The organism is Stenotrophomonas sp. YAU14A_MKIMI4_1, assembly GCF_003086855.1.
Classification (GTDB): Bacteria; Pseudomonadota; Gammaproteobacteria; order Xanthomonadales; family Xanthomonadaceae; genus Stenotrophomonas.
Genome location: NZ_CP025998.1, coordinates 3,174,750 through 3,193,074 on the forward strand (window position 1 = coordinate 3,174,750; position 18,325 = coordinate 3,193,074).

At 69.1% G+C, this 18,325-nt stretch carries 19 protein-coding genes; 6 read left to right on the forward strand and 13 right to left on the reverse strand.

All coding sequences use genetic code 11. The features are described 5' to 3' along the window. The first annotated feature begins 77 nt into the window (after positions 1 to 77). Genes C1931_RS14600 through pdeM form a run of 4 tightly spaced genes read left to right on the forward strand, consistent with a single transcriptional unit; the run spans position 78 to position 5,773 of the window. Positions 78 to 1,076, forward strand: a complete 999-nt coding sequence (locus C1931_RS14600; RefSeq protein WP_108756860.1) for a ligase-associated DNA damage response exonuclease — start codon at positions 78 to 80, stop codon at positions 1,074 to 1,076. Beyond that, a complete protein-coding gene (locus tag C1931_RS14605; protein ID WP_108756861.1) occupies positions 1,073 to 2,680 on the forward strand; it encodes an ATP-dependent DNA ligase in 1,608 nt (535 codons plus the stop codon). Before C1931_RS14600 ends, C1931_RS14605 begins: the two co-directional genes overlap by 4 nt. After that, entirely contained in the window at positions 2,677 to 5,136 is a 2,460-nt protein-coding gene (locus C1931_RS14610) for a ligase-associated DNA damage response DEXH box helicase (protein WP_108756862.1), read from the forward strand. The genes C1931_RS14605 and C1931_RS14610 overlap by 4 nt, the downstream gene beginning before the upstream one ends. Continuing rightward, entirely contained in the window at positions 5,126 to 5,773 is a 648-nt protein-coding gene (gene pdeM, locus C1931_RS14615) for a ligase-associated DNA damage response endonuclease PdeM (RefSeq protein WP_108756863.1), read from the forward strand. Before C1931_RS14610 ends, pdeM begins: the two co-directional genes overlap by 11 nt. On the opposite strand, the gene C1931_RS14620 is transcribed toward pdeM, so the two are convergent. From C1931_RS14620 to C1931_RS14655, 8 genes are all read right to left on the reverse strand, one after another. Continuing rightward, on the reverse strand, positions 5,770 to 6,039 hold the full coding sequence (locus tag C1931_RS14620; protein ID WP_108753794.1) for a hypothetical protein: 270 nt from the start codon (positions 6,037 to 6,039) through the stop codon (positions 5,770 to 5,772). The genes pdeM and C1931_RS14620 overlap by 4 nt on opposite strands. 176 nt (positions 6,040 to 6,215) lie before the next feature. Beyond that, a complete protein-coding gene (locus tag C1931_RS14625; RefSeq protein ID WP_108756864.1) occupies positions 6,216 to 7,499 on the reverse strand; it encodes an NAD(P)/FAD-dependent oxidoreductase in 1,284 nt (427 codons plus the stop codon). 159 nt (positions 7,500 to 7,658) lie between these two features. Further along, positions 7,659 to 7,865 (reverse strand): cold-shock protein, encoded by a 207-nt coding sequence (locus C1931_RS14630; RefSeq protein ID WP_005410590.1) that lies wholly within the window; start codon positions 7,863 to 7,865, stop codon positions 7,659 to 7,661. Between the two features lie 87 nt (positions 7,866 to 7,952). Further along, entirely contained in the window at positions 7,953 to 8,699 is a 747-nt protein-coding gene (locus C1931_RS14635; protein ID WP_108750698.1) for an S-methyl-5'-thioinosine phosphorylase, read from the reverse strand. Positions 8,700 to 8,781: 82 nt separating this feature from the next. Further along, positions 8,782 to 9,336 (reverse strand): hypoxanthine-guanine phosphoribosyltransferase, encoded by a 555-nt coding sequence (locus tag C1931_RS14640; RefSeq protein WP_108756865.1) that lies wholly within the window; start codon positions 9,334 to 9,336, stop codon positions 8,782 to 8,784. After that, a complete protein-coding gene (gene nagZ, locus C1931_RS14645) occupies positions 9,336 to 10,343 on the reverse strand; it encodes a beta-N-acetylhexosaminidase (protein ID WP_108750700.1) in 1,008 nt (335 codons plus the stop codon). The genes C1931_RS14640 and nagZ overlap by 1 nt, the downstream gene beginning before the upstream one ends. A 192-nt stretch (positions 10,344 to 10,535) precedes the next feature. Next, entirely contained in the window at positions 10,536 to 11,228 is a 693-nt protein-coding gene (locus C1931_RS14650) for a DsbA family oxidoreductase (RefSeq protein ID WP_108756866.1), read from the reverse strand. A gap of 60 nt (positions 11,229 to 11,288) precedes the next feature. Beyond that, the gene (locus C1931_RS14655; protein WP_108753798.1) at positions 11,289 to 11,774 is read right to left on the reverse strand and encodes a CYTH domain-containing protein; all 486 of its coding nucleotides are present in this window, start codon (positions 11,772 to 11,774) and stop codon (positions 11,289 to 11,291) included. Positions 11,775 to 11,864: 90 nt separating this feature from the next. Here C1931_RS14655 and C1931_RS14660 point away from each other — a divergent pair, with 90 nt between their 5' ends. Further along, positions 11,865 to 12,494: a hypothetical protein gene (locus C1931_RS14660; protein ID WP_108756867.1), complete on the forward strand. Its 630-nt coding sequence runs from the start codon at positions 11,865 to 11,867 to the stop codon at positions 12,492 to 12,494. 58 nt (positions 12,495 to 12,552) lie between these two features. Here C1931_RS14660 and rlmD read toward each other — a convergent pair whose 3' ends face one another. Further along, the gene (rlmD, locus tag C1931_RS14665; protein WP_108756868.1) at positions 12,553 to 13,887 is read right to left on the reverse strand and encodes a 23S rRNA (uracil(1939)-C(5))-methyltransferase RlmD; all 1,335 of its coding nucleotides are present in this window, start codon (positions 13,885 to 13,887) and stop codon (positions 12,553 to 12,555) included. Between the two features lie 127 nt (positions 13,888 to 14,014). Here rlmD and C1931_RS14670 point away from each other — a divergent pair, with 127 nt between their 5' ends. After that, positions 14,015 to 14,737, forward strand: coding sequence for a response regulator (locus C1931_RS14670; RefSeq protein WP_108753801.1), 723 nt, complete (start codon positions 14,015 to 14,017; stop codon positions 14,735 to 14,737). A gap of 873 nt (positions 14,738 to 15,610) precedes the next feature. Here C1931_RS14670 and recO read toward each other — a convergent pair. The 4 genes from recO to C1931_RS14700 are packed head-to-tail and all read right to left on the reverse strand — an operon-like array spanning position 15,611 to position 18,295. After that, positions 15,611 to 16,330 carry a DNA repair protein RecO gene (gene recO / locus C1931_RS14685; RefSeq protein WP_108750707.1) on the reverse strand — a complete coding sequence of 240 codons (720 nt, stop codon included), beginning with the start codon at positions 16,328 to 16,330 and terminating at the stop codon, positions 15,611 to 15,613. A gap of 18 nt (positions 16,331 to 16,348) precedes the next feature. Continuing rightward, the gene (gene era, locus C1931_RS14690; RefSeq protein WP_108750708.1) at positions 16,349 to 17,245 is read right to left on the reverse strand and encodes a GTPase Era; all 897 of its coding nucleotides are present in this window, start codon (positions 17,243 to 17,245) and stop codon (positions 16,349 to 16,351) included. Then, entirely contained in the window at positions 17,242 to 17,922 is a 681-nt protein-coding gene (rnc, locus tag C1931_RS14695; protein ID WP_108750709.1) for a ribonuclease III, read from the reverse strand. The genes era and rnc overlap by 4 nt, the downstream gene beginning before the upstream one ends. After that, positions 17,912 to 18,295, reverse strand: coding sequence for a DUF4845 domain-containing protein (locus tag C1931_RS14700; RefSeq protein WP_108750710.1), 384 nt, complete (start codon positions 18,293 to 18,295; stop codon positions 17,912 to 17,914). The genes rnc and C1931_RS14700 overlap by 11 nt, the downstream gene beginning before the upstream one ends. Between the last annotated feature and the right edge of the window lie 30 nt (positions 18,296 to 18,325).

An 18,325-nucleotide genomic window follows, 5' to 3' on the forward strand; every position in this document is an offset into this window, starting at 1 on the left:
TTGTGCCGCATCGTCCGGCCAGCGCCCGTTCAGCGCGGTTCTCACCGCCTGCACGAGCGCCGCGCCAGAGTGGCCACATGAGCGACAACGAAGATCTGGTGGTATTGCGGCCAGAAGGCCTGTACTGCGCCGCCGGCGATTTCCACATCGATCCGTGGCGGCCGGTGCCGCGCGCGGTCATCACCCATGGCCATGGCGACCACGCGCGCCCGGGCATGGGCGAATACCACTGCAGCACCGGCAGCGTGCCGATCCTGCGCTGGCGCTTGGGCGATGTGCCGCTGCACGCGCATGCCGAAGGCACGCCCTTTTCGCTGGGCCGGGTGCAGGTATCGCTGCACCCGGCGGGGCATGTGCTGGGCTCGACCCAGGTGCGCATCGACGATGGGCGCCAGGTCTGGGTGGCCTCGGGCGATTACAAGCGCCAGCACGATCCCACCTGCACGCCGTTCGAGGTCGTGCCCTGCGATACCTTCATCAGCGAAGCCACCTTCGCCCTGCCGATCTACCGCTGGCCGCACACCGCCGATGTGGCCGCCGACATCGTCGCCTGGCGCCGCGAATGCGCCGCGCGCGGGGAAGCGGCGGTGCTGCTGTGCTACGCACTGGGCAAGGCCCAGCGCGTGCTGGCCGAACTGCTGCCGCTGGACGACCAGCCGGCCTGGCTGCACGGCGCCATCGCCAATGGCGTGGCGGTCTACCGCCAGGCCGGGGTGGACATGCTGGACACGGTGACCGTGGCCGAACAGGGGCGTACCCCGGATGCCGCCGGGCAGCTGATCCTGGCCCCGCCGTCGGCGGCAGGCACGCCGTGGCTGCGCTGCTTCGGCCGTCACCAGTTGGCGTTCGCGTCGGGCTGGATGCAGCTGCGCGGCAACCGGCGCCGGCGCAATGTTGACCGCGGCTTCGTCATTTCCGACCACGCCGACTGGCCGGCGCTGCTGCAGACCATCGAACAGACCGGCGCGCGGCGCATCATCGCCACCCACGGCAACACCGATGCGTTGATCCCCTTCCTGCGCGAGCGCGGCGTGGCCGCCGAGGCCTTCCGCACCGATTTCGGGGCCGAGGAATGAAGGCCTTCGCCGCGCTCTACCAGCGCCTGGACCGCAGCACCGCAACACTGGACAAGCGGGCCGCGCTGGTCGACTACTTCCGCACGGCACGTCCACGCGATGCAGCATGGGCGCTGTACCTGCTGAGCGGTGGCAAGGTGGGCGGCGCGCGCCGCAAGGTGGCCGCCAGTGGTGAGCTGCGCCGCTGGATCACCGAGGCGTCCGGGCTTCCGGCCTGGCTGGTGGAAGACAGCTATGCGCAGGTGGGCGACCTGGCCGAAACGTTGACCCTGCTGCTGGATGACCCGGCAACGCCCGCCCCCGAACGGGCCCTGGCCGACTGGATCGAACAGCATCTGCTGGCGGTGGCCAACCAGGACGAGACGGTACGCCACGCCGCCGTGCTGCAGGGCTGGCAGCAACTGCCCGCCGCCGAACGCCTGGTGTTCAACAAGCTGCTGACCGGCGCCCTGCGCGTGGGCGTATCGCAGCGACTCGTGCAGCAGGCGCTGGCCGAATGGTCGGGGCTGGACATCGCCCGCATTGCCCAGCGCATGCTGGGTGAGTGGGTGCCCTCGCCCGCCGCGCTGGCGCAGCTGCTGTCGCCAGACGAACTGCCGACCGACCGCCAGCAGCCCTACCCGTTCTTCCTGGCCTCGCCGCTGGAAGGCGCACCGGCCGAGCGGCTGGGCGCGCTGGATGACTGGTTGCTGGAATGGAAGTGGGACGGCATCCGCCTGCAGCTGCTGCGCCGGAATGGCGAGGTGGCCCTGTGGTCGCGCGGCGAAGAGCGGCTGGATGGTCGCTTCCCCGAAATCGAACAGGCCGCCGCCGGACTGCCCGATGGCTGCGTGATCGACGGCGAGCTGCTGGCCTGGGACAGCGCCGATGACCTGCCGCGCGCCTTCACTGCCCTGCAGACCCGCATCCAGCGCCGCAAACCCGGTGCCGCCACCCTGCGCAACACGCCGGTGCGCGTGCTGGCCTACGACCTGCTGGAACGCGATGGCCAGGATCTTCGCGAGCTGCCGCTGCACGAACGCCGCGCGCAGCTGGCGCAGCTGCTCGATGCACTGGCCGATCCTCGCCTGCAGCTCTCGCCACCGGTGCTCGCCGAGGACTGGGCCGAGGCCGCGCGCCTGCGTGACGGTGCCCGCGAACGCGGCGTTGAAGGGCTGATGATCAAGCGCCGCGATTCGGTCTACCAGGCCGGGCGCCGCCGCGGCGACTGGTGGAAGTGGAAGATCGAGCCGCTCACCATCGATGCGGTGCTGCTGTACGCGCAGGCCGGCCATGGGCGGCGCAGCACCCTGTACACCGACTACACCTTCGGGGTGTGGGACGGTGACGCGCTGGTACCGGTGGCCAAGGCCTATTCGGGCCTGGACGACAAGGAGATCCTGGCGCTGGACCGCTGGATCCGCGCGCACACCCGCGAGCGCTTTGGCCCGGTGCGCAGCGTCGACGCCGTTCAGGTATTCGAGCTGGGATTCGAAGCGGTGAACCGCAGCAGCCGGCACAAGTCGGGCATCGCGGTGCGCTTCCCGCGCATCCTGCGCTGGCGCCACGACAAGCCCGCCGGCGAGGCCGACCAGCTGCACACCCTGCAGGCGCTGGCGCGATGACCCGTACGCAGGCCCTGCAGCGCCTGCAGGCGTGGTTCGCCGCGCGCGGCTGGCGCCCGCTGCCGTTCCAGCGCGCGATGTGGCGGCACTACCTGGCGGGCGAATCGGGCCTGCTGCACACGCCCACCGGCAGCGGCAAGACCTTGGCGATGTTCGGCGGGCCCCTGCTGCAGGCCTTGATCGATCCGCCGCCGGCGCCGGCGCGGGCCAGCGCGGTGCGTCCGCTGCAGGTGCTGTGGGTCACCCCGCTGCGGGCACTGGCCAGCGATACCGCACGCGCGCTGCAGACGGTCATCGATGGCATTGGCCTGGGCTGGAAGGTCGGCCTGCGCAGTGGCGATGCCAGCAACCGCGAGCGGCGCCAGGCGCGCGAGGGACGCGTGGATGTGCTGGTGACCACGCCGGAATCGCTGGCGCTGTTGTTGAGCTATCCCGATACGCTGCCGCGCATGCAGCACCTGCGCTGCGTGGTGGTGGATGAGTGGCATGAACTGCTGGGCAGCAAGCGTGGCGTGCTGCTGCAGCTGAACCTGGCACGGTTGCGCGATGCCAGCCCCCGCCTGCAGCTGTGGGGGCTGTCGGCCACGCTGGGCAACCTGCAGCAGGCGCGGCAGGTGCTGCTGCCCGACCAGCCCGACGCGCCGCTGGTGGAAGGCGCGCGGCAGCGACCGGTGCAGGTGCAGACCCTGCTGCCGCCGGTCGGCGAACGGTTTCCGTGGGCCGGCCACCTGGGCCTGGTGCAGTTGCCGCGGGTCCTGCAGGCGATCCAGGGCGCACGCAGCACCCTGCTGTTCACCAACACCCGCGCGCAGGCCGAACTGTGGCACCAGGCGCTGGCCGCGGTGTGGCCGGAAGACGCCGACAGCCTGGCCCTGCACCACGGCTCGCTGGACCCGACCCTGCGCCAGCAGGTGGAAGACGGCCTGCGTGCAGGCAGCCTGCGCTGCGTGGTGGCCACCTCCAGCCTGGACCTGGGCGTGGATTTCCCGGAGGTGGACCAGGTCCTGCAGCTGGGCAGCCCCAAGGGCGTGGCGCGCCTGCGCCAGCGCGCCGGCCGCGCACGCCATCGCCCCGGCGCCAGCGGCCGCATCACCTGCATTCCCAGCCATGCACTGGAGGTGGCCGAATTCGCGGCAGCACGCAACGCGCTGCGCGAGGGCGTGGTGGAAGCACGCCGTCCACGGGTCCTGTCGCTGGACGTGCTGGCCCAGCACGCAGTGAGCTGCGCGCTGGCCGGCGGCTTCCAGGCCGATGCACTGCTGGCCCAGGTACGGCGCACCCACGCCTTTGCCGATCTGACCGATGCGCAGTGGCAGGCCGTGCTGGACTTCATCGTGCAGGGCGGCCGCGCGCTGTCGCAGTATCCGGATTTCCACAAGGTGCAGATCGATGACAGCGGCATCTACCGGGTGCCCGATCGCCGCCAGGCCCTGCGCCACCGCCTGTCGATCGGCACCATCAGCAGCGATGGCAGCGTGCGCGTGCAGTTCCTGCGCGGCGGCGGCCTGGGTTCGGTGGAAGAACAGTTCGCAGGGCGCCTGCGCCCGGGCGACCGCTTCCAGTTCGCCGGGCGCCTGCTGGAGCTGGTGCAGCTGCGTGACATGACCGCCTATGTGCGGGTGGCGCGTGGGCGCGGCGACGGCAGCGTGCCGCGCTGGCAGGGCGGCCAGCTGCCCTTGTCGATGCCACTGGGGCAGGCGTTGCTCGCGGTGCTCTACGGAAGTGATGACAGTGCCGAATCAACGTGGCTGGCGCCGCTGCTGGCGCTGCAGGCACGCGTGTCCGCGCGGCCCTCGCCGGCGCAGCTGCTGGTGGAGGACGTGCGCCGCCGCGAGGGCCAGTTCGTGTTCGTCTACCCGTTCGCCGGGCGCCACGTGCATGAAGCACTGGCCGCGCTGCTGTCACTGCGCTGCACGCGGCTGCAGCGCAACAGCATTGGCTATGCGGTGAACGATCATGGCCTGGTGCTGGCACCGGCACAGCCGATCACCCTGGATGCGCAGGCGTGGCATGCGTTGTTCACCGGCGACGGGCTGCTGGACGATCTGCGCGCGGCCGTGAACCTGGGCGAGCTGGCACGCCGCCAGTTCCGTGGCATCGCGCGCGTGGCCGGACTGCTGGTGCCCAGCCTGCCCGGCGGCATGCCGCGCTCGCTGCGCCAGTTGCAGGCCTCTGCGGGCCTGCTGCATGACGTGCTGCGCCAGCATGACCCCGAGCACATGCTGCTGGCCCTGGCCGAGCAGGAAGTGCTGCAGGATGCATTGGATCTGCCCGGGCTGCAGCAGGCGCTGGCACGCATTGGCAGGCAGACGGTGGCGCTGCAGCAGCCGGCCTCACTCACGCCGCTGGGTTTTCCGCTGTGGGCCGAGCGCCTGCGCGGCCAGTTCAGCAACGAAGACTGGCGTACCCGCGTGCAACGCGCCGCGCAACAGCTGGAACGCCGCCATGACCACTGAGCTGGCCATGCAGCTGGGCGGGCAGACGCTGCGCCTGCTCGGCGCGCGTGCACTGCTGTGGCCGGCCCGGCAGGCCCTGCTGATTGCCGACCTGCACCTGGGCAAGGCCGATGTGTTCCGCCGCGCCGGCATCGCCTTGCCCGCCGGCGGCACCCAGGGCGACCTGCAACGGCTGCAGGCACTTGTGCAGCAGCACGCGTGCCGCGAGCTGTGGATCCTGGGCGATGTGCTGCATGGCCCGCTGCACCGCACGGCGTGGCTGGCGCAATGGCTGGCCTGGCGCGAACAGCAAGCGGGCCTGGACGTGCATGTGATCCGAGGCAACCACGACCGCCAGCTTGCCGCAGCGGCGCTGCGCGTGCAGCTGCACGATCAGGTGCGACTGGGGGATATCGTGCTGCGCCACGAACCACAGCCCGAAGCCGGCGCCTGGGTGATTGCCGGCCACCTGCATCCGCAGATCGCCCTGCCGGCGCTGCGCCGGCGCTTTCCCGCGTTCTGGCTGCGCCCGGGAATCACCGTGCTGCCCGCGTTTTCCGCGTTCACCGCGGGCGTAGTGATACCGCCCGCGCGCGACGAACAGCGCATTGCCTGCGTGGAAGGCAGCCTGGTGCCGGTACCGCCCCGCCAGGCTTAGGCCGGGCGGGCCAGCATGTCGGGCATCAATCGAAACGTGGGCTCGCTGTTGCCGACGTGGCGCGGCAGCGCACGCACCGCCGCCAGCATTTCCTGCGCACAGGTGCGGATGTAGCCATGGTGTTCGGCGCCCGCGTGGCTGATCAGGCTACCCACGTGGAATTCAAAGACATCCTCCAGCACGTCGGGCTGGTCTTCGTGCAGCATCTGCAGCAGACCGCGCAGTTTGCAGATTTCCGATTCCAGCTCGTGGACCGCGAACAACATGGCATCCTCCTTCGAACGTGCGGCGCATCCGGGCCGCAGCAGGCCGCGACGGCGCGTCCGCCCGGGCCATGCGCGAAGTTCGATCACGGAGTGTTCGATCACGGAAAGGAAAACGGGCGACGCGGCGTGCGCGTGCACAGCTGTTCTCGCACAACCGGGGTGAGATGTTCGTTAGTTCAGGTGACGGGCACGTTCACGGCAGCGCTGATCGCACTGCTGCTGGCGGCCGCACGCGGCGCTTCGGCCAGCGCGGCAATGAAGCCCGGATCCAGCGGCAGTGCGCCGAACCAGCCGTGCTGGGTACCGCTGAGCACGCGCAGCATGTGCCCGCGCCCGCCCGGCATGCGCCCCATCGGGCCAAGCAGGACGTCGCGCGCATGCGCCCATAGATCGCCATTGGACTGGAACAGCGGCGTCAACCAGCGGCTCCAGCGCTGGTACACCGCCACATGCGCACGCCGCTGTGCCTGGTAGGCCTGCAGCGCCGCTTCGCCACGGTGGCTGCGCAGCGCATCGCGCAGCGCCAGTGCATCGATCAGGGCCATGTTCACGCCCTGCCCCAGCTGCGGGCTCATCGAGTGTGCGGCATCACCGGCCAGCACCAGGCGGCCATGGTGCCAGCGCTTCATCACCGCATCGCGGTACACCGCGCGTGCCAGCTGGCCGGCATCGACCAGGTGCGCGAAGCGCGCGCTGGCCTGCGGCCACAGGGCATGCAGTTCCTGCAGCCAGGGCGCCATGCCGTCCCGCTGCCAGCGCTCGAAATCATCACGCGGCAGGCTCCAGAAGAAGCTCAGGCGCGGCGTGGCATCACCGGGGCGGGTGCCCACCGGCAGCAGGCCGATCATCTTGCGCGCCGCCACGTAGCGTTGCCGCAGCTCCTGCATGTGCGGCCAGTCTTCGGCCGGCAGCAGGCACCACAGCGCACCCCACGGGTAGACGCGGTCCAGCGCGGTGCCGCCCTCAACACTGCCGCGCAGGGTGGATGCCGCGCCATCGGCGGCCACCACCAGGTCGAACGGGCCGTGCCAGCGCCCCTGCGCATCGCGTACGCGCCCCTGTGCGCTGTCCACCGCCTCGATGGCGGTGCCCACGTGCAGGTGGCCGGCGCCTTCGCGCGCATCTTCCAGCAACGAGAACAGCGCGCCGCGCTGCATGCCCAGCCCGTGCAGGCGTGCATCCAGACCGGCATAGCCCATGTCCATCACCGCGCGTTCGCAGGGCGTATCGCCGTACAGGCGGTGCACCGGCGCGGCGTGCGCACGCACGGCGTCGAGCAGGCCCATCTGCCACAGCACCTGCAGGCCGCTGGGCTGCAGCAGGAAGCCGGCCCCTACCGGGCCGGGCGTGGGCACACGTTCGAAGATCTCCACCTCGTGGCCATCACGGGTGAGCAGGATGGCCAATGCCTGGCCAGCGGTGCCGTAGCCGATCACGGCAATGCGCAGTCGTTCCGTCATGCCTGCATTGTGCCCGAGGCGGATTGCCAATGGCGAAGGGAACCCGCAACGGCATCCACGCATGGCGTGGATCTACTGGCCGACGCCGGAGCGCCCGCCGTTGCCCTGCGCAAAAAAAAACCCCGCCGTAGCGGGGTTTTCAACGCACTGTCGAGTGGATCACTCGGCCGGCGTAATGTTCGAAGCCTGGGCACCCTTCGGGCCCTGGGTCACGTCATAGGTGACACGCTGGCCTTCCTGCAGGCTGCGGAAGCCCTTGGAGTTGATGGCGGAGAAGTGCGCGAACACGTCGGCGCTGCCATCCTCCGGCGAGATGAAGCCAAATCCCTTGGCGTCGTTGAACCACTTGACGGTACCGTTCGGCATGTTAATGCGAGACCTTTGCAATGAATGGGTGGTGTACGCTGAACCCGCGTACCGGCTGAGTATGCAAAGCTTGCCCGAGGATGACAATCACCCCCGCGCCAATTCGCCTACCAGTTCCGGAAGTCCGTTGCTGGCGGCCTGCACGTTTGCCAGCACTTCGGCCATGGTGATCTCCTCGCCGTCGCCACAGCCGGCGGCCCAGTTGGCCACGATCGCCAGGCAGGCGTAATCCAGCCCCAGCTCCCGTGCCAGCGCGGCTTCAGGCATGCCGGTCATGCCCACCAGATCGCAGCCATCGCGGCGCATGCGGGCGATTTCAGCAATGGTTTCCAGGCGCGGGCCCTGGGTGGCGCCGTAGCAGCCGCCGTCGTGCACCTTCACCCCGGTCACTTTCGCCGCCGCCAGGATCTTGCTGCGCAGCATCGGCGTGTACGGATGACCGAAATCAACGTGGACCACGTCGGTGCCGTCTTCTTCGCAGATCGTGCTGATACGACCCCACGTGTAATCGATTACCTGGTCCGGACAGGCCAGCACGCGCGGACCGAAGTCGTCGCCGATGCCGCCCACCGTGTTCAGCGCCAGCACGCGCTGCGCGCCGATCTGCTGCAGCGCGGCCAGGTTGGCGCGGTAGTTGATCTTGTGCGGCGGCAGCGAATGGCCCTCACCGTGGCGGGCCAGGAAGGCCACGCGGTGGCCCAGCAGGGTGCCGACGCGCACCGGGCCCGACGGACGGCCGAAGCGGGTCTCGACCTCGTGGGTCTGCACATCGTCCAGCTTGGCCAGGTTGTAGACACCGGTACCGCCGATCACGGCCAGGGCAATCTGTTGCATGGGAATCACTCCAGAAAAAGACGAACGCCGGCACCCGAAGGCGCCGGCGACAGGGTGGGACCGGCCGCGGACGGCCGCGCCGTCACTCCTTCATGGCATAGATGGCCGGCACGCAGCGCAGGGTCTCGTTCACATCCATGCCGAAGCCGAACACGTAACGGTCCGGCAGCTCGATGCCGGCGTAATCGGCGGTGACGTCCGGCAGGCCGCGATCGTGCTTCTTCACAGTCATCGCGGCGATGCGCACGTCGGTGGCGCCCTGTTCCAGGCACCAGGTGCGCACGCCCTGCAGGGTGTAGCCCTCGTCCAGGATGTCGTCCACCAGCAGCACGCGGCGGCCGAACAGCGAGGTGGCCGGCTTGTGCTTCCAGACCAGGTCGCCGCCGGTGGTTTCACCCCGGTAGCGGGTGGCGTGCAGGTAATCGAACTGCACATCCTGGCCCCGCGCGCCCAGCTCCAGCGCCAGCTGGCCAGCGAACGGCAGTGCGCCGTGCATGATGGACAGGAACAGCGGCACCTCGCCCTTGTAGTCGCGCGCGATGGCGTCGGCGATGCTGGCAATGGCCTTGTCGATGGTGGGGCGGTCGACCAGCAGGTCAGCCTGGGCCAGGGCCTGGGAAATGGTGAGGTTCGGCATCAGACGGTTCTTCCAAGGGTTTGCAGCAGATGGGATTGGGTGGTGCCATGGCGGGCATCGGCCAGCAGGCCGTCCCAGCCAAGTGCGCCGCGGCCAAGCAGGCCCAGCAGCGCGGCGGTATTCAGTGAACGGCCCTGCACGGCATGCAGGGCTTCATCGACCAGCTCGGGGTGGCAGACCAGCACCACGTCGCAGCCGGCATCGAGGTGGGCATGCACGCGCGCCGGCACGCCACCGGCGCTGTGCGAAGCGGCCATGCCGATGTCATCGGAGAACACCACGCCGCGGAAGCCCAGTTCACCGCGCAGGATGTCCTGGATCCAGCGCGGCGAATAGCCGGCCGGCTCGGGCGCCACCTGCGGGTAGATCACGTGGGCCATCATCACCGCATCGGCACCGGCGGCAATGCCGGCGCCGAACGGCACCAGGTCCTGCGCGCGCAGTTCGTCCAGCGCGCGCGGGTCGATGGCGGTATCGACGTGGGTATCTTCCAGCACGGTGCCGTGGCCGGGGAAATGCTTGAGCGTGGCGGCCATGCCCACCGCATGCATGCCGCGCACATAGGCGGCAGTGAAAGCGGCGACCACCTGCGGGTCTTCACTGAAGGCGCGATTGCCGATGGCGCGGTTGCCACGGGCCAGATCCACCACCGGGGCGAAGCTGAGGTCCAGGCCGCTGGCGCGCACTTCACTGGCCATCAGCCAGGCGTGCTGTTCGGCCAGCGCCAGCGCCTGCTGCGGATCGCGCGCGTACAGGGCGCCGATGTCCTGCAGCGGCGGCAGTTCGCTGTAACCTTCGCGGAAGCGCTGCACGCGGCCGCCTTCCTGGTCCACGCAGAGCAACTGCGGGCGCGGTGCGGCGGCGCGGATGGCGGCGGTCAGATCGGTCACCTGCTGGCGCGAGGCGAAGTTGCGCTTGAACAGCACCACCCCGGCCACGGCATCGTGCTGCAGCCAGTCGCGTTCCTGGGCGGTCAGTTCAGTACCGGCAACGCCGATCAGCAGCATGGGTCGATCTCCACAACAGGCGCCCGCATGGCGCAGTGCCGCATTGTCGCAGAACCGGCCGATGGACGCAGTGTTCGGCTGAACACGGGAACGGGGTCAGAGCCCCTGCGGGGATCCGACCCCTGGGTCGGATCCCCGCAGGGGCTCTGGCACAGGGGTCGGATCCCCGCAGGGGCTCTGACCCCGCGCCTACTACACGGCGCAGCCGTCCGGGCCACAGGCCTCGTCGGCAGCGGCGGCCGACGGTGCACCCTGCTCGGCGGCAATCTGGCGCAGCGCCTGGGCGAAGGCTTCCGGCGGCTGCGCGCCGGAAATCGCCCAGCGCCCGTCGATCACGAAGGTGGGCACCGAGGAAATGCCCAGCGCCTGTGCGTCGGCCAGCTTGGCCTGCACCTGGGCCAGGCCGCGGTCGGACGCCAGCATCTGTTCGATCTCGGCGGCGGCCAGCCCGCCGGCCGCACCGGCCTTCACCAGCACGGCCGGGTCGGCCAGGTTCTGGCCATGCTCGAAGTGGGCGCGGAACAGCGCTTCGCCCACCGCGTCCTGCACGCCGTGTTCGCCGGCCAGCCACAGCAGGCGGTGCGCAGGCAGCGTGGTCACCCGCACCTGGCCCTGGCCGAAGTCCATCGGCAGGCCCTCGGCCTGCGCGGTGGACTGGGTCTGGCCCAGGATCTGTTCGGTGCGCTCGGCCCCGCCGAACTTGCGCGCATAGGCCTGGCGCAGCGGAACCGGCGTGGCATCAGCGTCCGGGTCCAGCTGGAACGGCTGCCAATGGATATCCAGGGCGGGCGCATCGGCGCCCAGCAACTGCACGCCCTGCTGGAAACGATGCTTGCCGATCCAGCACCAGGGGCAGACCACGTCGGAATAGATGTCGATTCTCATACCCCCAAGGTGGGGGCCGCCCGCCGCGGCAAAAGGGGGCGCTACCGGCCGATCAGCGCCTCACCACTGTGAATAGGGATGACTGGCCAGCGCGACGTTGTAATAGCGCGCGTCGTCGGTCACTTCCGCGCCCACCCAGTCCGGCAGGTCGATGGCCTGGTCGGCGCTGTCCAGTTCCACCTCGGCCACCACCAGGCCGGCGTTGTCGCCCAGGAACTCGTCCACTTCCCAGGTCAGCCCTGCGTGTTCGACCAGATGGCGGCGCTTGTCGATCAACCCGCCCACGCACAGCGCCAGCAGGTCGCGGGCATCGTCCACGGGAATGGGGTAATCGAACTCCTGGCGGGTGTGCCCCAGGGTGCGCGACTTCAGGTTCAGCGCAGCCTGTTCGCCTTCGATGCGCACGCGCACCGAGGCGTTCTGGGTGCCGCGATCCAGTGCGCCCATGTCGTTGATATAGCCCTGCGCCATCGGAATGACCCGATGCGCGGCGGTACGCCAACCGTCGCCGGTCACCAGAAACTTGCGTTCGATTTCAATGCCCATGGGCGAAGTATGCGGCCGCCAGCAGCGACCTGCCTACCCGGCGCGCGCCCGCCGCACTACACTGCGCCGCCCTGCAAGGATCGCTGAACCATGACACTGTCCCTTTCCCTTTCCACGCTGCGCCCGCTGGCGCTGGCCCTGCTGCTGCCCGCGGGCGCATGCCTGGCCCAGGCCCCTGCCCTGCCCACCCTGCAGCAGGCGCAGGACGCGATGGATCTGGCGATTGCCGAACAGATCGCCGCGCGCCCGCGCAGTGACAGCAGCAGCCTGGTCGCGATGGCGTTCCGGCCCACGCTGGAATCGCTGAGCAGCTGCGCGGTGGGCAGCACCCCGGACACTGCCACGTGCATCGTGGTGGGCAGCGCCGGCATGAAATCGGGTGCGCGCCTGCTGCACCTGGCCTGGGTGGATGGCCAGTGGACCCTGCCCGATCCGCGCCGCCTGCCGACGCCCGCGCCCAGTCGCGAGGAAGTACAACCGCTGCTGCGCGCGCATCTGGCGACCGTGGCGGCGCGTGAGAGCGATGCCGAGGAGCGCGCGCGCTTCATGCTGGCCGTGCGCGACGCGCAGGTGCTGGAGGTTGCCGACTGCGAAGTGCCCGACGAGCGCGCCGTCTTCGAATGCGCGGTCACCGCCCAGGTGGGCGATGAGCAAGGCACCGAAACGCTGGCGTTCATCCGCGAGGATGGCCAGTGGCGCAGCGCGCCGGCGCCCCGATAGCCGACGCGACGCCACGTGTGGCGGCGGGCACCAGGGTCACCCCGGTGCCCGCGCGGCGTCAGCGCTTTTCGAAGACCGCGATGCTTTCCACGTGCGCGGTGTGCGGGAACATGTCCATGGCACCGGCACTGACCAGGGTGAAGCCCTGTTCGTTGACCAGGTAGCCGGCATCGCGCGCCAGCGAACCGGGGTGGCAGCTGACGTAGACGATGCGCTTGAACTGCTTCAGCGGCAGCTGCTGCAGCACTTCGATCGCGCCCGAGCGCGGCGGGTCCAGCAGCAGCTTGTCGAAGCCCTGGCGCATCCACGGGGTGGCGCGCTGGTCCTGGGTCAGGTCGGCGCTGAAGAACTGTGCGTTGGCCAGGCCGTTGCGCTCGGCGTTTTCGCGGGCGCGCGCGACCAGGCCGGCATCGCCTTCCACGCCCACCACTTCGCGCACCTTGCGTGCCAGCGGCAGGGTGAAATTGCCCAGGCCGCAGAACAGGTCGAGCACGCGCTCATCGGAGCCCGGCTCCAGCAATTCCAGCGCACGGGCGATCATCGCCTCGTTCAGCTTGGCGTTGACCTGGATGAAATCCAGCGGGCGGAAGGCCAGTTCCACGTCCCACGGCGCCAGCCGGAACGACAGCGGCACGCCCTGCCCGTCCAGCGGGTGCACGGTGTCCAGGCCGCCCGGCTGCAGGTAGATGGCAAACCCGTGCTGCTGGCCGAACGCGGCCCAGGCGGCGCGGTCGGCATCGCTGAGCGGCTGCAGGTGGCGCACGGTCAGGGCAATGGCATTGTCGCCGCCGATGAACTCGATCTGCGGAATGTCGCGCTTGCCATCCAGGCCTTCAATGAAGGTGGACAGGTCCTGGACCTTGGTGCCGATTTCCGGGATCACGGTCAGGCACTGGCTCAGGTCGGCCACGAAACGCGGATCCTGTTCGCGGAAACCGACCAGGGTCTTGTCCTTCTTTTCCACCCGGCGGACCGAGAAGCGGCCCTTGCGGCGGTAGCCCCAGCTGTCCCCGACCAGCGGCGGCAGCACGGTGCCCGGGGTGACGTGGCCGATGCGCTCCAGGTTGTCCATCAGCACGCGCTGCTTGGCCACGATCTGCTGGCTTTCGTCCAGGTGCTGCAGCACGCAGCCGGCACAGGTGCCGAAGTGCGGGCACTTGGGGGTGACGCGCTGCGGCGAGGCCTGCAGCACTTCCACCGTGCGCGCCTCGTCGAAGTGGCGGCTGCGGGCGGTCTGTTCGGCCATCACCACTTCGCCCGGCAGGGCGCCGCTGATGAAGGTGACCTTGCCGCCTTCGCCTTCACGGCGGGCGACGCCACGACCGTCATGGCTGAGGTCGAGGATTTCGGTCTGGAACGGGGTACGGTCGATGCGGGAACGGGATCGGGCCACGTGGCGACAGGCTGCGGGCAAAAAAGGGCGCACATTGTCGCAGATCCTGGCCGGGCGGGCCGATGGCCGCTTGCACACGCCGCCGCCGTGCATGATGATTGTCCACAGCTGACATGGAGGCAGCCCTATGCAGATGACCCCGCGGACCAGCCGGCCCCGCTTCCTGCTTGTCGAGGACGACATTATCAGCCGCGGTTTTTTCAAAGCGGCGTTGGAAACGTTACCAGCCGATGTGGACACTGCTGACTCACTTGCCAGCGCGCTTGCCCGTGGCGAGCCGGGCACGCATGACCTGTGGCTGATCGACGTGAACCTGCCCGACGGCAATGGCGCCCAGCTGTTGCAGGCGCTGCGCCAGTCGCATCCGGACACCCCGGCATTGGCCCATACCGCCGACGGCGATGCCTCCATTCATGCCAGCCTGCGTGAAGCAGGCTTCAGCGACACCCTGGTGAAGCCGCTGGGCCGTGATCAACTGCTGAAGGCAGTGCGCCGGGCGCTGGTGAACAGCCCGGGCGCTGCGCCGCTGCCGCCGGCCGCGGTTGAGCTGGCCGTGGAAGACTGGGATGAGACGGCGGCCCTGGCGGCACTGAACGGCCAACGCAACCACCTGATTGCCCTGCGTGAGCTGTTCCTGGCCGAGCTGCCGGGGGTCCGCGATGCGGTCGAACAGGCGGTGGACCAGCACGACGAGCGCCAGCTGCGCAGCCAGCTGCATCGGCTACAGGCCAGTTGTGGCTTCGTGGGGGCGGCCCGGCTGGGCCGTGCCGTGCGCCAGCTGCACCACGCGCCCGACTCCGGGCAGGCCCAGGCGGGCTTCCGCGCCGCCGTGGCTTCCCTGCTGCACTGAGGGCGTGGGGGGCGGCAGGGCTTGCAGCCCTGCACCTGCCGAATCAACGTCAACGGCCGAAGCAACAGCGGGCTATCCGTGGGATGGCGGGGCGGTGTGGGTGGCCAGGACACGCCGCAAGTACGTCCCTGTAGGCTCGTAGGCGCCATCCATGGCGCCTGCGGTCCTGCCCACCCACACCGCCCCGCCTTCGACAGTTTTCCGCGATCTGTCGGAACGGCACGGGGTCGGATCCCGTTGCTGCGCAACGGGCTCCGACCCCAGAAACAATTCGGTATCTGACAGAGCGTGTCGACCAAGGTCGACACCTACCAGAGCAAGATGCGGTTCCGACAGATCGCGCGGGACTGTCACCGGTTCCCAGCGGCCAGTAGATCCACGCCATGCGTGGATGAATCTCAATCGGAATCGAAAGTTTCGAAGTGCGTTCGCAAAGCATCCACGCATGGCGTGGATCTACCGTGTCGACCAAGGTCGACACCTACCAGAGCAAGATGCGGTGCCGACAGATCGCGGGGACTGTCACGGGGTCCCGGCGGCCAGTAGATCCACGCCATGCGTGGATGAATCTCAATCGGAATCAGAAATTTCGAAGCGCGTTCGAAAAGCATCCACGCATGGCGTGGATCTACTGTGTCGACCAAGGTCGACACCTACCAGGCCAATATGCCGTTCCGACAGATCGCGGAAAACTGTCGAAGGCGGGGTAGGTCCGGTTGAGGGGGCGTGAGCCGCATGGATGCGGCGACCGAGCTTACAGGGACGTACTTGCAGCGTCCCCCTCAACCGGACCCACCCCGCCATTCCACGGATAGCCAGCTTTTGACGTTGACGGTAGCAGGTGCAGGGCTGCAAGCCCTGCCGACAAACCGCTCAGCGGCGGGGGGACAGCTGCTCCAGCAGCTCCCAGGATTTCAGGCCGCGTGCGCCCAGGTGATGGGCCAGCACCCGCCGCATCGGCAGCCGCAGGCTGGCCAGGTCGGCCGCATCGGGTTCTTCGTCGGCGCCCAGCGCCAGCAGCGCCGAACCGGTGGCCGCGGCACTGCGCTCGCCGTCACGCACGCTCAACAGCCGCTGCGGACCCTCCTGCGGGTCCAGCGCATAACGCGCCGCCGGATCAATCGGCTGGCCGTCGCTGGCCGTTTCCAGATCGAAGCCCAGGCCCAGTGCCGCCAGCAGCTCGCGCTCGAAACGGCGCAGGGTCCAGGCCAGGCCGGCGCCCACCGCCAGTCGCGCGCGCGCTTCGCCGTAGGCCAGATAGAGATCAGGCAGCGGGTCCTGGCGCGGGGCCAGGCGCAGGGTCAGTTCACTCAGGTAGAAACCGGCCAGCATGGCCTGCCCCACCAGCCGCGGCGCTGCATCCAGGGCCTCGGCACCGCGCAACTGCGCCAGCTCACCGCGCTGCTGCGCGCTGAAGCGGATCCATTGCAGGGGCTGCAGGGCGGCGCGCAGCACCTGCCCTTTCGCGGTGGAGACCCCGCGCGCCAGCACGCCGATACGGCCATGCTGCGCGCTCAGCACCTCCACCAGCAGGCTGGTCTCGCGGTAGGCCCGTGCGTGCAGCACGAACCCGGTGTCGTCCTCGATCAGCATCGAAGCGACCGCAACGGCTTATTCGTAGCCGAAGGCCTTCAGTGCGGCCTCGTCGTCGGACCAGCCTTCACGCACGCGCACCCAGGTTTCCAGGAACACCTTGGCCCCGAACAGACGCTCCATCTGCAGGCGCGACTTGGCCCCGATCTCCTTCAGGCGGGCGCCGCCCTTGCCGATCACGATGGCCTTCTGGCCCTCGCGCTCGACCCAGATGACCGCGCCGATGCGCAGCAGGTTGCCGTCTTCGGTGAAGCGCTCGATTTCCACCGTGGTGGCGTACGGCAGTTCTTCGCCAAGCTGGCGCATCAGCTGCTCGCGTACCAGTTCGCCGGCCAGGAAACGCTGGCTGCGGTCGGTGATCTCATCCTCCCCGAACATCGGCGGGGCTTCCGGCAGCAGCTTCAGCACGTCGCGCACCAGCGCTTCCAGGCCGTTGCGCTTCTGCGCGGAAATGGGATGCACGGCGGCGAAATCGCGGCCGTTGGTGACTTCCTGCAGGAACGGCAGCAGCGCGCCCTTGTCCTTCAGGCGGTCGATCTTGTTGACCACCAGCACCACCGGCACGCCGGCGTCGCGCAGCACGTTGAAGGCCAGGCTGTCCTCTTCGTCCCAGCGACCGGCTTCGATCACCAGCAGGCCGGCGTCCACGCCTTCCAGCGAGCCGCGGGCAGCGCGGTTCATCACCCGGTTCATCGCCCGCTTCTGCACCTTGTGCAGCCCCGGGGTGTCGACCAGCACCAGCTGGCCTTCGGGATAGGTGGCGATGCCCAGCAGGCGATGGCGCGTGGTCTGCGGGCGGTTGGAGACGATGCTGACCTTGGCGCCGACCAGCGCGTTGGTCAGGGTCGACTTGCCCACGTTCGGGCGGCCGATGACGGCCACACTGCCGCAATGATGGGGAATCTGTTCGCTCACTTGGAATCCAGTTGTTCAAGGACGGCCGCAGCCGCCTGTTGTTCGGCAATCCGCCGCGAGGAGCCTTCGCCCTCGATGCTGGCGGCGGGGTCGGCTACGTTGCAGCGTACCCGGAAGTGCTTGGCGTGGTCGTCACCGGATTCTGACACCAGTTCGTACTGCGGCAACGCCTTCTGTCGGGCCTGCAGCCATTCCTGCAGGCGGGTCTTGGGGTCCTTTTCCGGGCGCCCGGTGGCCGGCAGCGCCTCCATGGAGGCACTGAACCAGGGCAGCACCACCGTGCGGCAGGCCTCGAAGCCCCCATCCAGGTAGATCGCGGCCACCACCGCTTCCACGGCGTCGGCCAGGATCGAGTCGCGGCGGTGCCCGCCGGACTTCATTTCGCCGGCGCCCAGGATCAGGCGCTCGCCCAGCTGCAGGGTGCGCGCGATCACCGCCAGCGCCTCTTCCCGCACCAGCGCGGCGCGGGCGCGGGTCAGCGCGCCCTCGTCGGCCTTGGGCCAGCGGTGGTACAGGGCCTCGGCCACCATCTGGTTGACGATGCTGTCGCCCAGGAATTCCAGGCGCTCGTTATGCGGCGCACCGGCACTGCGATGGGTCAGCGCCTGCTTCAGCAGGGCCGGATCGCGGAAGCTGTGACCGATCAGGTCACCACGTTGGAAAGGTTTATTCGGCACCGCTACGGGTCAGGTCCTGGGTCGATTCAAACTTGCCAACCACGTCCAGGTTGCCGACCAGCGGGCGGCGCACTTCGTAGTTGACGGTAAGGGTCCAGCCGCCATCGCGTCGGGCGAACTTGACGTTGGCCGGCTTCACGTTGTCCGAGTAGTTGATGTACAGCCGCTTGAAGAACAGGTCCTGGATCTGCGCCGGCGCCATGGTGCCCACGTTGGGCTCGGCCGCCAGGCTCTTCATGGCCGAACGCACCGAGTAGTACTCCTGGTACATCGGGAACAGCTTCATGCCGATGTACAGGAAGAACCCGACCACGGCCAGTACGACCAGGAACGAGGTCAAAGTCATGCCGCGCTGCGTGTTCATCGTCTTCATGGCGTTTCTCCCCAGATACGCGAATGGATG

Bases quoted from the DNA above. Each gene is read 5' to 3' on its own strand.
- C1931_RS14670 (WP_108753801.1), top strand. From the start codon at position 14,015: ATGCAGATGACCCCGCGGACCAGCCGGCCCCGCTTCCTGCTTGTCGAG.
- C1931_RS14600 (WP_108756860.1), top strand. From the start codon at position 78: ATGAGCGACAACGAAGATCTGGTGGTATTGCGGCCAGAAGGCCTGTAC.
- pdeM (WP_108756863.1), top strand. From the start codon at position 5,126: ATGACCACTGAGCTGGCCATGCAGCTGGGCGGGCAGACGCTGCGCCTG.
- nagZ (WP_108750700.1), bottom strand. From the start codon at position 10,343: ATGCTGCTGATCGGCGTTGCCGGTACTGAACTGACCGCCCAGGAACGC.
- C1931_RS14625 (WP_108756864.1), bottom strand. From the start codon at position 7,499: ATGACGGAACGACTGCGCATTGCCGTGATCGGCTACGGCACCGCTGGC.
- C1931_RS14650 (WP_108756866.1), bottom strand. From the start codon at position 11,228: ATGAGAATCGACATCTATTCCGACGTGGTCTGCCCCTGGTGCTGGATC.
- C1931_RS14605 (WP_108756861.1), top strand. From the start codon at position 1,073: ATGAAGGCCTTCGCCGCGCTCTACCAGCGCCTGGACCGCAGCACCGCA.
- C1931_RS14610 (WP_108756862.1), top strand. From the start codon at position 2,677: ATGACCCGTACGCAGGCCCTGCAGCGCCTGCAGGCGTGGTTCGCCGCG.
- C1931_RS14640 (WP_108756865.1), bottom strand. From the start codon at position 9,336: ATGCCGAACCTCACCATTTCCCAGGCCCTGGCCCAGGCTGACCTGCTG.
- C1931_RS14635 (WP_108750698.1), bottom strand. From the start codon at position 8,699: ATGCAACAGATTGCCCTGGCCGTGATCGGCGGTACCGGTGTCTACAAC.
- C1931_RS14660 (WP_108756867.1), top strand. From the start codon at position 11,865: ATGACACTGTCCCTTTCCCTTTCCACGCTGCGCCCGCTGGCGCTGGCC.
- C1931_RS14630 (WP_005410590.1), bottom strand. From the start codon at position 7,865: ATGCCGAACGGTACCGTCAAGTGGTTCAACGACGCCAAGGGATTTGGC.
- C1931_RS14620 (WP_108753794.1), bottom strand. From the start codon at position 6,039: ATGTTGTTCGCGGTCCACGAGCTGGAATCGGAAATCTGCAAACTGCGC.
- C1931_RS14655 (WP_108753798.1), bottom strand. From the start codon at position 11,774: ATGGGCATTGAAATCGAACGCAAGTTTCTGGTGACCGGCGACGGTTGG.
- recO (WP_108750707.1), bottom strand. From the start codon at position 16,330: ATGCTGATCGAGGACGACACCGGGTTCGTGCTGCACGCACGGGCCTAC.
- C1931_RS14700 (WP_108750710.1), bottom strand. From the start codon at position 18,295: ATGAAGACGATGAACACGCAGCGCGGCATGACTTTGACCTCGTTCCTG.